The 14,041-nt window shown below is 70.1% G+C and carries 12 protein-coding genes; 11 read left to right on the forward strand and 1 reads right to left on the reverse strand.

Annotation, left to right across the window (positions count from 1 at the left end; genetic code table 11):
* The first annotated feature begins 105 nt into the window (after positions 1-105).
* The 11 genes from BLQ76_RS07065 to BLQ76_RS07115 are packed head-to-tail and all read left to right on the forward strand — an operon-like array spanning position 106 to position 13,170.
* A complete protein-coding gene (locus BLQ76_RS07065; RefSeq protein ID WP_244519508.1) occupies positions 106-1,029 on the forward strand; it encodes a DUF4438 domain-containing protein in 924 nt (307 codons plus the stop codon).
* The gene (locus BLQ76_RS07070; protein WP_090670956.1) at positions 1,026-1,907 is read left to right on the forward strand and encodes a DUF4438 family protein; all 882 of its coding nucleotides are present in this window, start codon (positions 1,026-1,028) and stop codon (positions 1,905-1,907) included. Before BLQ76_RS07065 ends, BLQ76_RS07070 begins: the two co-directional genes overlap by 4 nt.
* A 6-nt stretch (positions 1,908-1,913) precedes the next feature.
* Positions 1,914-2,996, forward strand: coding sequence for an Ldh family oxidoreductase (locus BLQ76_RS07075; RefSeq protein WP_090670958.1), 1,083 nt, complete (start codon positions 1,914-1,916; stop codon positions 2,994-2,996).
* Positions 2,993-4,162: a M24 family metallopeptidase gene (locus BLQ76_RS07080; RefSeq protein ID WP_090670961.1), complete on the forward strand. Its 1,170-nt coding sequence runs from the start codon at positions 2,993-2,995 to the stop codon at positions 4,160-4,162. Before BLQ76_RS07075 ends, BLQ76_RS07080 begins: the two co-directional genes overlap by 4 nt.
* 40 nt (positions 4,163-4,202) lie before the next feature.
* On the forward strand, positions 4,203-5,435 hold the full coding sequence (locus BLQ76_RS07085; RefSeq protein WP_090670964.1) for an amidohydrolase family protein: 1,233 nt from the start codon (positions 4,203-4,205) through the stop codon (positions 5,433-5,435).
* A 5-nt stretch (positions 5,436-5,440) separates the two neighbouring features.
* Complete coding sequence (locus tag BLQ76_RS07090) at positions 5,441-6,622, forward strand: pyridoxal phosphate-dependent aminotransferase (protein WP_090670967.1); 1,182 nt, start codon at positions 5,441-5,443, stop codon at positions 6,620-6,622.
* A complete protein-coding gene (locus tag BLQ76_RS07095; RefSeq protein ID WP_090670969.1) occupies positions 6,619-8,049 on the forward strand; it encodes an alpha-amylase family protein in 1,431 nt (476 codons plus the stop codon). Before BLQ76_RS07090 ends, BLQ76_RS07095 begins: the two co-directional genes overlap by 4 nt.
* Positions 8,046-9,446, forward strand: a complete 1,401-nt coding sequence (locus BLQ76_RS07100) for a dihydroorotase (RefSeq protein WP_210184148.1) — start codon at positions 8,046-8,048, stop codon at positions 9,444-9,446. The genes BLQ76_RS07095 and BLQ76_RS07100 overlap by 4 nt, the downstream gene beginning before the upstream one ends.
* Complete coding sequence (locus tag BLQ76_RS07105) at positions 9,443-10,468, forward strand: ABC transporter ATP-binding protein (RefSeq protein ID WP_280140052.1); 1,026 nt, start codon at positions 9,443-9,445, stop codon at positions 10,466-10,468. Before BLQ76_RS07100 ends, BLQ76_RS07105 begins: the two co-directional genes overlap by 4 nt.
* The gene (locus tag BLQ76_RS07110) at positions 10,465-11,469 is read left to right on the forward strand and encodes an ABC transporter ATP-binding protein (RefSeq protein ID WP_090670972.1); all 1,005 of its coding nucleotides are present in this window, start codon (positions 10,465-10,467) and stop codon (positions 11,467-11,469) included. Before BLQ76_RS07105 ends, BLQ76_RS07110 begins: the two co-directional genes overlap by 4 nt.
* A 21-nt stretch (positions 11,470-11,490) precedes the next feature.
* The gene (locus tag BLQ76_RS07115) at positions 11,491-13,170 is read left to right on the forward strand and encodes a M14 family metallopeptidase (protein WP_090670975.1); all 1,680 of its coding nucleotides are present in this window, start codon (positions 11,491-11,493) and stop codon (positions 13,168-13,170) included.
* A 48-nt stretch (positions 13,171-13,218) separates the two neighbouring features.
* On the opposite strand, the gene BLQ76_RS07120 is transcribed toward BLQ76_RS07115, so the two are convergent.
* A complete protein-coding gene (locus BLQ76_RS07120) occupies positions 13,219-13,935 on the reverse strand; it encodes a GntR family transcriptional regulator (protein ID WP_090670977.1) in 717 nt (238 codons plus the stop codon).
* Between the last annotated feature and the right edge of the window lie 106 nt (positions 13,936-14,041).

The raw sequence follows: 14,041 nt of genomic DNA on the forward strand, positions 1-14,041 counted from the left end.
AGCCTTTTCGATCCCTTGCCAAGACCGCTTGACGACCTCGGCTGCGTGTGATCACTGTTTGAATGTATACATTCTGACGGTGATAGTGACGAGGGATCGGGGACGTTGTCAAGCGAGGGGATCTCAAGTTTTCCGAGCGGTGGTTCGGACGAAACGGCGGGGCGGGGCGTTGTCTCGAACCGCGACGCGCTGGTGGAGATGGCGGTCTGTGGCTTCGTCTCGCAGCCCTCGCTCAGGCCCGGCGGCTACGTCCATCATCCCGACGGACGGGGCGAGATGCTGCCCGGCATGTTCGGCATCGCCTTCAACGCCCGCGTCGGCTACCGTGCCTTCGGATGGGCCGGCGACCACGTCGAGCCCGGCGTCTCGATCGCGCATCCCGACGAGCGCGCCGACTTCGCGCTCCATTATCTCAGCTGCATCGGCAACGAGGCCGTGGTGACCTCGGGGCTGGCCAAGGGCGCCGTCGGCACGGTGACCGGCGAACACGCACGCCTTCTCGTGGATTTCGAGCCCGACGTCCTGGAGCGGCTGAACATCGGCGACGCGATCCAGATCCGCGCCCACGGCCGGGGCCTCGCCTTCCGCGATCTGCCGGGCATCGACGTGAAGAAGACGAGCCCGCGCCTTCTCGACGCGTTGGGGCTGGAGCGACGGGACGACGGGACGCTGGTCGTGCCGGTCGCCATGGAGCTGCCGATCCGCATCATGGGCTCGGGCGCCGAGCTCAACTCCGAATATGTCGACCAGGACCTCATGAGCGGCGACCGCGCGCTGATGGCGGAGCTCGGCGTCGACCGGATGCGGCTCGGCGACCTCATCGGCATCCGCCACGCCGACCATCGCTTCGGCCGCTCGTATCGCGAGGGCGCGGTCACGATCGCGCTCTGCATCCACGGCGACTCGGTGATGACGGGCCATGGCCCCGGCATCCTCACCCTGATGAGCGCGGTGGGCGGCGAGCTCGATTTTCGCATCGAGCCGGGCGCCAACATCGCCGCGCTCCTGGGCATCGGAGAACAGGCATGAGCGTGCGGACCAACGAGGCCGATCTCGTCTGCGTGTCGGCGGGCGGCCAGATCGTCCATCCGAGCTTTCCAGGCCTGCCGGCCGAGCCCTACCGGCTCTCGGCCGAGGGGCGGCCCTTCCTGCTGCCGACCTTCGGCGGCATCGTCTACAACGTGTCGGTGGGCGACCGCGCCTTCGGCTGGGCGGCGGACTGCATCCATCCCGGCGTCTCGATCCGGGGCGCGGACGACCTGAAGAACCGCGGTCTCAACGTGTTCGCCTGCGTCGGCAACGAGGCGGTCGTGATGACGGGGCGGGCGGCGGGAACGCGCGGCGTCGTCACCGCCAAGTCCGGCCGCTTCGCCGAGCAGCTGATCGTCCATTTTCCGCGCGAGAGCCGGCTCCTGATGGCTGTCGGCGACGCGATCGTGGTGCGGGCGCTCGGCACGGGCTTGAAGCTCGACGATCACCCGGAGATCCAGCTCAAGGGCCTGTCGCCGCGCCTCCTGTCGACGCTGCCGACGCGGGTCGGCAACGACGGGCGGCTGGAGATCGGCGTCACGGCGATCGTGCCGCCCCATCTGGTCGGCGCGGGCGCGGGTCTCACCTCGGAAGGGGGAAGCCTCCACATCCAGTCGAGCGACAAAGCGGAGCTGGAGCGCTTCGGCCTCAACGATCTGCGGCTCGGCGACGTCGTCGCGGTGGCCGACACCGACAGCCGCTACAACCACGGCTACCTGCGGGGCGCCATGGGCATCGGCGTGGTCGGGCAGGGCGACGGACCGCGCGCGGGCTACGGGCCGGGCCTCACGATCCTCCTCACCGCCCCCAATGAGCGGCTCGGCGCCTTCGAGGCCGCCGGCACCAACATCAGCACCCTTCTCGACCTGGAGCCCTGACCCGCCATGGCGATCACGATGACCACGGTCGAACGCGTGAGCCTCGAGCGCTTCATGGCAGAAGGGTTCGAGGCGCTCGGCCTGACGGCGGAGGACGCCGCCATCTTCGCGGGCGCGCTCGTCTTCTCCGAGCTGCGCTTCCATCCCGGCCACGGGCAGGGCGTCCGGCGCCTGCGCCGCTACCAGGAGCGCATCGGCCAGGGGCTGGTGAACCCGCGCGCGCCGCTCGACACCGTGAAGGACGCGCCCTCGCTCGCCCTTCTCGACGCCAACAACGGCCTCGGCACCGTGGCCGCCGCCAAGGCGATGCGGCTCGCAATCCGGAAGGCCAAGGCCAACGGCATCGGCACCGTGATCGTGCGCAACTCGACGCATTACGGCTCGTCGGCGGTCCACGCCTGCCAGGCGGAGGAAGCCGGCTGCATCGGCATCGCCATCACCAATGCCGGGCCCGAGATGGCGCCCTGGGGTGCGCGAGAGGGGGCGGTCGGCACCAATCCATGGGGCATCGCCGCCCCGACCGGCCTCGGCTTTCCGGTGGTCATGGACTTCGCGCTGACGACGGCGGGCAAGGGCATGATGCTCTGGCGCTCGCGCGAGGGACAGCGCATGCCACGCGACTGGGCGCTGACGCCCGACGGCCATGAGACCGACGACCCCGACGCCGCCATGAAGGGCGCGCTCCTCGCGATCGGCGAGTACAAGGGCTACGGCCTCGCCTTCATGACCGACGTCCTGACCGGCGTGATCGGGGGCGGCGGCTTCGGCCTCATGCCCTACAGCGACCAGGGCCGCCTCGACGTCTCGCACTCGCTCACCGCGATCGACATCGAATGGTTCATGCCGCTGCCCGAGTTTCGCGAGCGCATGGACCGCTTCGCCGACATGGTGAAGAGCCGTGCCACGCGTCCGGGCTTCACGGAAGTTCTCTTGCCGGGCGAGCAGGAGGCCCGGCGCGTCGAGCGAAAGTCGGGCGCCGGCGTTCCGCTCGACGACGAGGTGCTGGCCGATCTCAAGGCGCTTGGCCGCGAGCTCGGCGTCGGCTCCACACTGGAGGAGATCGGCCCCTATCGCGAGGAGCGGCTGTGAGTGCTGCGCTGGAGCCGCTCGGGGATGCGTTCCGGCGCGGCGTTCTCGATCGCCTGCGCGCACGCATCGCAGCCGAGCGGCTCGACGCCGCCCTGTTCCTGCGGCCCGGCAACGTGCGCTACCTGACGGGCTGGGACTTCCACGCCAACGAGCGGCCCATGGGCGTGCTCGTGCGGCTGGATACCGATCGCCGCGAACTCCTCGTGCCCGACCTCGAGCGCGAGAACGCGGCCCAAGCGGCGCTCTTCCGGGTCGAGACCTACGAGGAATATCCCGGCGAGGTGCCGGCCGAGCTCTGGATGTGCCGGCGCGCTGCGGGTCTGCGCCTCGCGGTGGACGCGCTGGATGCGAGCCTTCTGCGCGCCTGCGAGGGCGAGGTGCGGGAGCTGCGCCTCGTCGACCTCGCCGCGCCCCTTCGCGCTCGCAAGACGCCCGAGGAGCTGGCGCTGGTGCGCGAGGCCGCGCGCTTTGCCGACCTCTGCCTCGAACGCCTTCTGGCGCAGGCCGGCGCGATCGTCCGGGACGGCGGGACCGAACTCGACCTTCTCGCCGACTGCACGGGCCATGCGCGGCAAGCTCTGGAAGCATCGCACGGTGCGCGCTTTGCCGGGACGCGGCTCGCGATCACGGCCTCCGTCCATTCCGGCCCGCGCGCGGCGCTGCCGCACGGCGCCACCTCGCTGAAGCGCCCGGAGGCCGGCGAAACGCTGATCGCCGGGATCGGCGCCTGCCTCGGCGGCTACCATGCCGAGAGCGGCGCGACGCTGTTTCTGGGCGATCTCACGCCCGAGCAGGCGCGCGTCGCGCACGCCATGGAGCGAAGCGACCGAGCCGCGCAGGAGGCGCTGAAGCCCGGAACGCCGTGCCATGAGGTGAACCGCCGCGCCATGGAGCCCTTGCGCGAGGCGGGGCTCGGCGAGGCGATCCGCCATCGCATCGGCCATGCCATGGGCGTCGAGGGACACGAGGGTCCCTGGCTCGCGCCGGGCGATCCGACCCCGGTCGAGCCCGCCATGGTCTTCTCGTCGGAGCCCGGCGTCTACCGGCCGGGCCGCGACGGCTTCCGCACCATCAACACGCTGATCGCGAGCGAGGCGGGCACCGAGGTGCCGAGCCGCTTCCTCGCAGCCCATCCGATCGAGCGCCGCGTCGTCGCGCTCGCCTGACCTCTCATCCCGTACCATCCGAACCCGAAGGCCCCCTCCCATGCCCGAACCCGCCAGCTGGCACTACCAGACGATCATCAAGCCGATGTTCGAGCGCCACGCGCCCGACCGCATCCTCCTCGGACGCGTGATCCCCTGCCACGACGACACGGTGATCGAGGACGGCTTCGTGGAGATCCGGGGCGGACGCATCGCGCGGATCGGCGAGCGCTCGGGGCTCGGCGACACGGGCGGGCTCGAGCCCGAGGACACCGGCGGCCAGACGATCATGCCGGGCCTCGTGAACAGCCACGCCCACCTGTCCTGGGACGGCATCCACGAACTGTCCTTTCAGTCGATGCACGACGCACCGGAGATCCGCGCCTACAAGGCGGCCGGCAACATGATCAAGAGCTTGCGCGCGGGCGTCACGCTGGTGCGCGACCTCGGCGTCCACGACGCCAACCTTTTCACCAAGCAGGCGGTCGCGCAGGGCATCGTGCCCGGCCCCCGGCTCAAGGTGTCGGGCGCCAGCATCATCCAGACCGGCGGTCATACCTACTGGGTCTGCCGCGAGGCGTCGGGCGCCGACGAGATGCGCCGCGCCGTGCGCGAGCAGGTGCGCGGCGGCGCCGACCTCATCAAGATCATGGCCTGCCACGACACGCTGGAGTTCACCGACGAGGAGCTTCACGCGGTGATCGACGAGGCGCACCGCAACAAGCTGCCGATCACCGCCCACGCGACCTACGACGCATGTATCCGGCGCGTCGCCGAGTTCGGCATCGACTGCGTGGAGCACGGCGGCTCCATGTCGGACGAGACGATCCAGGTGCTTCTCGACCGCAAGCTGCCGATCGTCACCACCTTCTCGGCCCTCGTGCTGCAGGCCGACGAGGCGATCGCGCGGCGGTTCGCCATTCCCGAATGGAAGATCAATGAGCGCAAGAAGGCGGTCGCCGACCCCAAGCGCTTCGCCGGCCTCAAGGCGGCGGCCGAGGCGGGCGTTCCGATCGCCTTCGGCACGGATGCGGGAAGCCCCGCCGTCGAGCACGACCAGATCGCGCCCGAGCTCGACTTCATGGTGCGCGTCGGCGTCTGCCGCTCGCCGCTGGACGCGCTGCGCGCCATCACGCAGCGCGGGGCGCGCGTGTGCCGCATGGATCACGAGGTCGGCACGCTCGAGGCCGGCAAGGCCGCCGACCTCATCGTCGTGCCGGGCAAGCCCGACCAGGACCTCTTCGCCTTGCGAAACGTCGCGATGACCTTCATCGCCGGCCAGCGGATGCATTGAACGCCATGAGCACGCTCTTCGACCGCATCGCTCCCCGCATCCGCGAGGAGGACGAGTCCTTCCGCACCAAGATGCTCGCCATCGCGGCAACGCAGCCCGACGTCATCGCCATGGGCCGGGGCGACCCCGACTTCCATACCCCGCCCCATATCGCGGAGGCCGCGATCCGGGCGATTCGGGAGAACCAGCACCACTACACCGCGCCCACCGGGATGCCGGCGTTGCGCGCGGCGATCGCCGAGCATTTGGCCACGCTCTACGGGCTCCGCTACGGTGCCGACGAGATCGTGGTGACGGCGGGCGTCCAGGAGTCCATCACGCTTCTGATGCTCGGGCTCGTCTCACCGGGCGACGAGGTTCTCGTCACCTCGCCACGCTTCACGACCTACGACACCGCGGTGCGGCTGGCGGGCGGCGTGCCCGTGCCGGTGCCGACCGTTGAGGAGAACGACTTCGCGCTCGACCCCGCCGAGATCGAGCGGCGCATCACGCCGCGCACCCGCCTGTTCGTGCTGGTCTCGCCCAACAATCCGACCGGCGCGGTGACGCCGCCGGACGCCATCCGGCAGATCGCCGCCATCGCGCAGCGGCACGACCTCATCGTCGTCTCCGACGAGATCTACGCTGAGATCATCTACGAGGGGAACGAGCACCTCTCGATCGCGACGCTGCCCGGAATGCGGGAGCGCACGGTCACGCTGAACGGCTTCTCGAAGACCTATGCCATGACGGGCTGGCGCGTCGGCTACCTTGCCGCGCCCGCCGACTTCGTCGCGAAGATGACCGAGCCGCGCCACACGCTCTCGATCAACGCCTGCACGATCTCGCAGCACGCCGCACTCGCGGCCCTTCAAGGTCCGTCCGAGCCGATCAAGGCGATGATCGCGGCCTATGCCGAGCGGCGCGCGGCGCTGACCGAGGCGTTCCGGCGCATGGGCCTCTCGTTCGGCCATCCCGGCGGTGCCTTCTACCTCTACACCAACGTCTCCTCGACGGGCCTGTCCGCCCCCGTCTTCTGCGAGCGCCTGCTGCGCGAGACGGGGGTGCTCCTGTTTCCGGGCGCGCTCTTCGGCGACGAGAGCGACCGCTACGTCCGCGTCTCGTTTCTCCAGCCGATCGAGCGCATCCGCGAGGCGATCGCGCGTATGGTAGACTTCATTCAGAGCCTGAAGGCGCAGGCCGCATGAGCGCGCTGCGTCCCGATCCGGCCGAGAAGTTCGTCGGCATCCAGGTCAGCCCCATCTCGTTCCTCGACGAGGGCGTGGATGCGGTGCTCGACACGCTGCAGACCCGCGTCGGCGTCAACGTCCTGATGCTGGGCACCGTATCGTGGCTCGGCCTCAAGACCGGCCGCTCGATCAGCCACGCGCTGGACGGCTGGCCCGACCATGGCGTGCCCGAGCCCTACGCACTGCGGGGCGGGGCCTACTTCCAGCCCGATCCCGCCTATTATCGCGACACGTTCATGGCGGACTACCGCACGCGCGATCCCGAGTTCGAGGGACGCGACATCCTCGCCATGGTGCTGCCCGAGGCGCACCGGCGCGGCATGAAGGTCTTCGTCGAGCTGATGGAGCCCTTCTTCAAGTATTCCGGCCACGGCTCGGCGGGCACGGTCGACATTCCCAACCTGCCGCAGGCGATGGAGGTCGACCTCTTCGGCCGTCTCGGGGCCGAGCCCTCCACCAGCCATCCCGGCTACCGCAACTGGATCCTCTCCATGGTGGAGGACCAGGTGCGCCGCTACCCGATCGACGGCCTGATGTGGTGCAACGAGCGCAACTCGCCGCTCGACACGCTGATCCAGGGCGGGGCACCGGGCGACTTCTCCACCCACTCGCGGCGCGAAGCGGCGGAGCGCGGCGTCGACGCGGAACGCTGCCGCGAGGCGCTCCTGCGCCTCTACGACTTCTGCCAGGAGGCGGCGGCCGGCAAGAGCTTTGCCGACGGCACCTTCGTCACCTTCCTGCGCACGCTCCTCGCCCATCCCGAAGCCCTGATCTGGGAGCGCTTCTGGCTGGAGCGCAACAAGGACCTCGACCGCGAACTCTACGGCCTCGTGAAGTGGTGCCGTCCGACCCTGCCGTTCGGGCTCAACGTCTGGAACCGCAACCACTTCAACATCTTCCGCAAGGCGCAGTGGCCTTGGGCCGAGCAGACGCTCTACGCCGACTGGGTGAAGCCCATCACCTACCAGCACCAGGCCGGCGAGGTCTTTGCCAAGGAGCTCGGCTTCTTCCGCAAGACGATCCTGCGCGACTTCGAACCGGGCGAGGCGACCGCCGTTCTGTACCGCCTGCTGGGACTGCAGGAGGCTCCGTTCGAGCGGTTGATCGAGACCGGCATGGACCCCGACACCTACGTCTTCGGGCAGTGCGCCGATGCGCTGCGCGGGGTGGAGGGGCGGGCCAAGGTCTATATGGGGCTCGGCGTCGACGCGCCGCGCACGCGGGCGGAAACCGCCCAGTGCACGCCCGACATCGCCTACCGCTCGGTGCTCGCGACCTATCGCGCGGGCGGCCACGGCGTGGTGCTGGCGCCCAACTTCGCCTCGATGCACCTCACCCATCTCGACGGCGTCGCCGCCGCCCTGCGCGAGCTCGGCCTCCATTGAGCGGGCCGTTCGACATGCTCGTGCGCGGCGGCGAGGTCGTGGACGAGGCGGGCGTGCGGCCCGCCGACGTCGCGATCCGGGACGGGCGCATCGCCGCGCTCCTCCCGCCGGGCGAGGCGGCGGAGGCTCGCGAGACCCTCGATGCCGCCGGCCTCCACGTCCTGCCGGGCGCGATCGACATCCACGTCCACGTGCGCGCGCCGGCCTTTCCCGAGCGCGGCACGGTGGAGAGCGAGACGGCGGCCGCGGTCGCGGGCGGCATCACCGCGCTGTTCGAGATGCCGATCACGCAGCCCTGCTGCAACTCCGGCGAGCGGGTGCGGGCGCGCGTCGAGCACTTCCGGGGACGCTCGCTCGCCCATTTCGCGATGATCGCCGCGCCCGGCCGCCTCGACGACGCAAGCATCGAGGCGATCCGGGAGGCCGGCGCGATCGCCTTCAAGATCTTCACCACCGCCATGCCGGCGGGCCGCGAGACCGAGTTCTCAGGCCTGGCCCGACCGGACGAGGGCGAGGAGTTCGAGGCGCTGCGGGCCTGCGCGCGCACCGGGCTGCCGGTGATCGTCCATGCCGAGAGCGCGCAGCTTCTGGATCACTTCGCGGCGGCCACGCAGGGGCTGGATCCGCGAGGCGCCGCAACCCACGAGCGCATGCGTCCCACGCTGTGCGAGAGCGTCGCCGTTGCCCGGCTGCTCGCCATGAACATGGAGGCGGGCGCAAAGCTCCACATCGCCCACGTGACGTCGGCCGCGACGGTGCGGGTCCTGCGCGCCTTTCGCGGGACCTCGGACTTCACCGCCGAGACCTGCCCGCACTACCTCCTGTTCACCGGCGACGAGGACGTCGCGCGGGCCGGCGTCTTCGGCCGCGTCAACCCGCCGATCCGCGCCGCCGCGGACCGCGCGGCGCTGTGGGAGGCGGTGAGGGACGGGACGATCGGCTTCGTCACCACCGATCACGCCGCCTTCAGCCTCGCCGACAAGGAACGGGCGAACGGCGATTTCACCAGCGCCCCGCCGGGCACGCCGGGCCTGGAAATCCTCGTGCCGACGCTGCTCGACGCCGTGGCCGTGGGGCAGCTCTCGCTTCCCGACCTCGCCCGGCTCTTGAGTGCCGAGCCGGCCCGGCGCTTCGCCTTGCCCACGAAGGGCCGCGTCGAGCCGGGCTTCGACGCCGACCTGACGCTGGTGGACCTTGCGGGCGAGACGCGCTTCCCGCTCGGCGCGATGCGAACCAAGGCGCGCGACGTCGCGCACCTCTACGCCGATCGCCGCTTTCGGGGCCGGGTCGCGGCGACCGTTCTCGGCGGGCGGCCGGTCTATGCCGCCGGCGAGCTATGCGCCGCTCCCGCGAGCGGCCAGTATCTGACGCCAGATCATCAGGGAGCCTTCCGTTGAGCCGATCCGACGCCGCCCTTGCGCCACCGCTTCTCGAGGTCGACGACCTCCAGACCAGCTTCTCGATCGGGGAGGGGCGCGAGGTCCGCGCCGTGGACGGGGTCGGCTTCTCGCTTCGCGCCGGCGAGACGGTCGCGATCGTCGGCGAGTCGGGCTCCGGCAAGTCGGTGACGAGTCTTTCCATCATGCGCCTCCTGCCCAAGAAGGTCGGCTGGATCTCGCGCGGCAGCATCCGCCTGCGCGGGCGCGACCTCGTGAACCTGTCCGACCGCGAGATGCGGGGCGTGCGCGGCAACGACATCGGCATGATCTTCCAGGAGCCGATGACCTCGCTGAACCCGGTCCACACGGTCGGCGAGCAGATCGCGGAGGTCGTGCGCGAGCACCAGCGCCTGCCGCGCGCGGCGGCCCGCGCCCGTGCCGTCGACATGCTGCGCCTCGTCGGCATCCCCGAGCCCGAGCGCCGGGCGAACAGCTTTCCTCACGAGATGTCGGGCGGCATGCGACAGCGCGCCATGATCGCGATGGCGCTCGCCTGCGAGCCGAGCGTCCTGATCGCCGACGAGCCGACCACGGCCCTCGACGTGACGATCCAGGCGCAGATCCTCGACCTCATGCGCAGCCTGCAGGAGCGGCTCGGCATGGCGATCGTCTTCATCACGCACGATCTCGGCGTCGTCGCCGAGATGGCCGACCGCGTGGTGGTGATGTATGCGGGCCAGGTGGTCGAGACCGGCTCGGTGCGCGAGATCTTCTCGCGGCCCCTGATGCCCTACACGGCCGGCCTGATGCGCGCGATCCCGCGCCTCGGCGCGTCGACGGAGCGCTCCCGCCTCCAGACGATTCCGGGCTACGTGCCGCCGCTGAGCCGCCTGCCGGCCGGCTGCCGCTTCCGCACGCGCTGCGCCCACGCCCTGGCCCGCTGCGCGGAAGGCGAGCCGCCGTTGGAGGCGGCTGGGGAGGGGCGCAGCGTTCGCTGCTTCCGCTGGCGCGAACTCGAGCTGGCGGAGGCCGCAGCATGAGCGCGCTGGCGAAGCCCGCGCCGCACGCGGCGCCCGATCCCCTTCTGGTGGTCGCGGGCCTGCGCAAGTACTTCCCGATCCGCGGCGGCGTCCTCAACCGGGTGCAGCGCCACGTCCATGCGGTGGAGGACGTGTCTTTCACGGTGAACCGGGGCGAGGTCGTCGGGCTCGTGGGCGAGTCGGGCTCCGGCAAGACTACGGTCGGGCGCACGATCCTGCGCCTGGAAACGCCGACCGCCGGCTCGGTGAGCTTTGCGGGCACCGATCTCGGCTTTCTCGGCCGGCCGCAGATGCGCGCCATGCGCAAGCGCATGCAGATCGTGTTCCAGGATCCCTATGCCAGCCTCAACCCGCGAGAGAAGATCCGCACGGTGCTGGCCCACGCGCTCTCGGTTCACGACATCGTGCCGGCGCGCGAGCGCGAGGGGCGCGTCGTCCAGCTCCTGGAACAGGTCGGTCTATCCGCCGACTATCTCGACCGCTTCCCGCACGAGTTCTCCGGCGGCCAGCGCCAGCGCATCGGCATCGCGCGCGCGCTCGCCGTCGAGCCCGACTTCATCGTCGCCGACGAGCCGGTCTCGGCGCTCGACGTGTCGATCCAGGGGCAGGTCATCAACCTCCTGCAGGACCTCAAGGACGCGCTCGGCCTTACCATGCTCTTCATCGCCCACGATCTGGCCGTCGTGGAGCACATCTCGGACCGGGTGATCGTCATGTATCTCGGCCGCATCATGGAGGTCGCGCCGACGCGCACGCTCTATGCCGCGCCCAACCACCCCTACACGCAGGCGCTGCTCTCGGCCGTGCCCCAGCCGGACCCCGACCGCCGCCCGCAGCGCACGATCCTCACCGGCGACATACCGAGCCCGATCTCGCCCCCGTCGGGCTGCGTCTTCCGCACGCGCTGCCCGCAGGCGATCGCCGACTGCGCCAGCATCGTGCCGGAGCTGAGGCCCGTCTCGCCAGGCCAGTTCAGCGCCTGCATCCGCACCGCCCCCTGACCTCTGCCCCCGAGACCCATCATGACCGCCGAGCCCGATATCCGCTTCGACCGCTACTACAGCTACGAGGAGATGACCGAGCGTCTCCAGGCGCTGGCCGCCCGCTACCCCAAGCTGGCGACGCTGCGCTCGCTCGCGCGCTCGTTCGGGGGGCGCGAGGTCTGGGTCATGGAGATGACCAATCCCGACACCGGGCCCGCCCTGGACAAGCCCGGCTACTACATCGACGCCCAGATCCACGCCGAGGAGCACGCGACCAGCGCGACCGCGCTCTACGCCATCTGGCACCTACTCACGAACTACGGACGGGACGAGGAGGCCACGCGCCTTCTCGACACCCAGGTCTTCTACGTCCTGCCGCGCATCAACCCGGACGGCGCCGAGCTCTCGCTCCAGCCGCCCTACTACAACTGGTGCGGCAACGGCCGCTTCATGCCGGGCGCCGACCGCCATGCCGGGCTGATCCCGGAAGACATCGACGGCGACGGCTTCCTGGTCTGGATGCGCGTGCCCGATCCCAAGGGCGAGTGGAAGAAGAGCGCCCGCAATCCCGACATCATGGTGCAGCGCGCGCCCGGCGAGGAGGGCGGCGACTATTTCCGCCTCTACCCCGAAGGCACGATCCGCGACTTTGATGGCGCGAACGTCGCGATCGAGAAGCCGTTCGACGGCAACATGAACCGCAACTTCCCGACCAACTGGTCGCCGCAGGAATACGGCGCGGGCGAGCATCCGCTGTCGGAGCCCGAGGCGGCCGCCATGGCGCGCTTCATCCTGGATCATCCCAACATTTGCGGGATGTGCGCCTACCACACGCACGGGGGCATCATCATGCGCCCCTCGATGACCAAGCCCGACAGTGCGATGAGCGCGCGCGACATCACGCTCTACAAGGAGATCGGCCGCGTCGGCACCGAGCTAACCGGCTATCCCACGGTCTCGATCTACGAGGACTTCACGCCCGACAAGACCCAGGTCCGGCGCGGCGGGCTGATGGACTGGACCTACGAGGAGATGGGCATCATCTCGTTCGGCACCGAACTCTGGGACCTCGAGCGCGAGGCCGGCGTCGAGAAGGTCGGCTACTACAACCTCTACCCGCGCAACGAGGAGGTGCAGCAGAAGGTCTACGCTTATGTGCGCGAGCACATGGGCGAGAAGGCCTGGCGCGACTGGCGCCCGTTTCACCATCCACAGCTCGGGGCCATCGAGATCGGGGGCATGGTCAACATCTGGAGCTACCGCAACCCGCCGCCGGCGCTTCTGGAGGGCATCGCGCGGGCCAACGCCCTGTTCAACCTGCGCCACGCCGCCGCCGCCCCCCACGTGAAGATCGACACTCTGGAGGTCGAGCCGCTCGGCGCCGATCTCTTCAAGATACGCGCCGTGGTGGCGAACCACGGCTATCTGCCGACCAACCTGTCCGACGTCGCGATCGCGAACAAGGCGGCCAGGCCCGTCGAGGTGGCGCTGGAGGTGGAGGGCGGCGAGGTCGTGATGAACCCGGCCAAGGTCGAGCTCGGGCATCTGGCCGGGCGCAACGAGCGGCTCTACCCCTGGTCGCCCTGGGGCCAGCAGTGGAGCGCCGTCGCCAAGCCGATGGAATGGCTGGTGCGGGCCGAGGGGCCGGGCGCGGGCGTGCGCGTCGTCGCGCGCTCCCAGAAGGGGGGCGTCCATCGGCGCGAGGTGGCGCTCGGCTGAACAGCCGAGGCGTCCGCCCTCGATCTCGATGCCCGGATGGAGTGGGTATCAGTGCGCGACGTGCCGCCGGCGGCCGCGCTCGATCATCAGCATGTGGTCCTCAAGCGCGTTGCGGATCTCGTCCTCGTCGGTCGGCTTGCCGATGCGCCCGAGCATCCAGTCGCGAAACGCCTCGTGCTGCCGGACCACGGCGCGCAGATCCTTGTCGCGATAGCGCTCGAAGTTGAAGACGATCAGCACGTGACGCGCGATCGTGTCCCAAAGCGTGCCGACGATCGCATTGCGGGCGGCGTTGCGAAAGACGCGGTGAAAGTTGAGGTCGGCCTGCAGCGAGGCCCGCACGTCGCCGACGCGCGCGGCGCGCCGCATGTCGTCGATCGGTCCTCGAAGCGCCGACGGATCTTCCAGCCCCGCCGCCCAGTTGGCGAGCGCATCGCGAAGGAGAAGCGTCTCCACCTGGAGACGAGCCTCGAGGATCTGTTGCGTCACACGAGCGTCGAACGTCGCGACCTTGTAGCCGCGATGACTGCCCCCGGTGACGATGCCCTGCGCGTGAAGCACTTTCAGCGCCTCGCGGATCGGCACGCGGCTGACCCCGAGCCGCTCCGAGAACGACGTCTCGATGATCCGCTCGCCCGGCCGCAGGTTGTTGGTGGCGATCGCCTCGGCGATCGAGTCGGCGATGGAGTCGGCCAGCGCGAGACGCAGCGGCTGGCGCAGCGCGCCCGAGGGCGACAGGTCATCGTCCGACTCGCGGTCTGCCATGCCACCTCCTCCCGCGCCGGGGGGCGCGTCAAAACCTACCACGCAATGTTATAATGTATGCGAATGGCGCCCCTCAAGGCTCGAACAATGTCATTGCCCGGTTCTC

Origin of the sequence: Aureimonas jatrophae, from assembly GCF_900104035.1 — a bacterium.
Taxonomy (GTDB): domain Bacteria; phylum Pseudomonadota; class Alphaproteobacteria; order Rhizobiales; family Rhizobiaceae; genus Aureimonas; species Aureimonas jatrophae.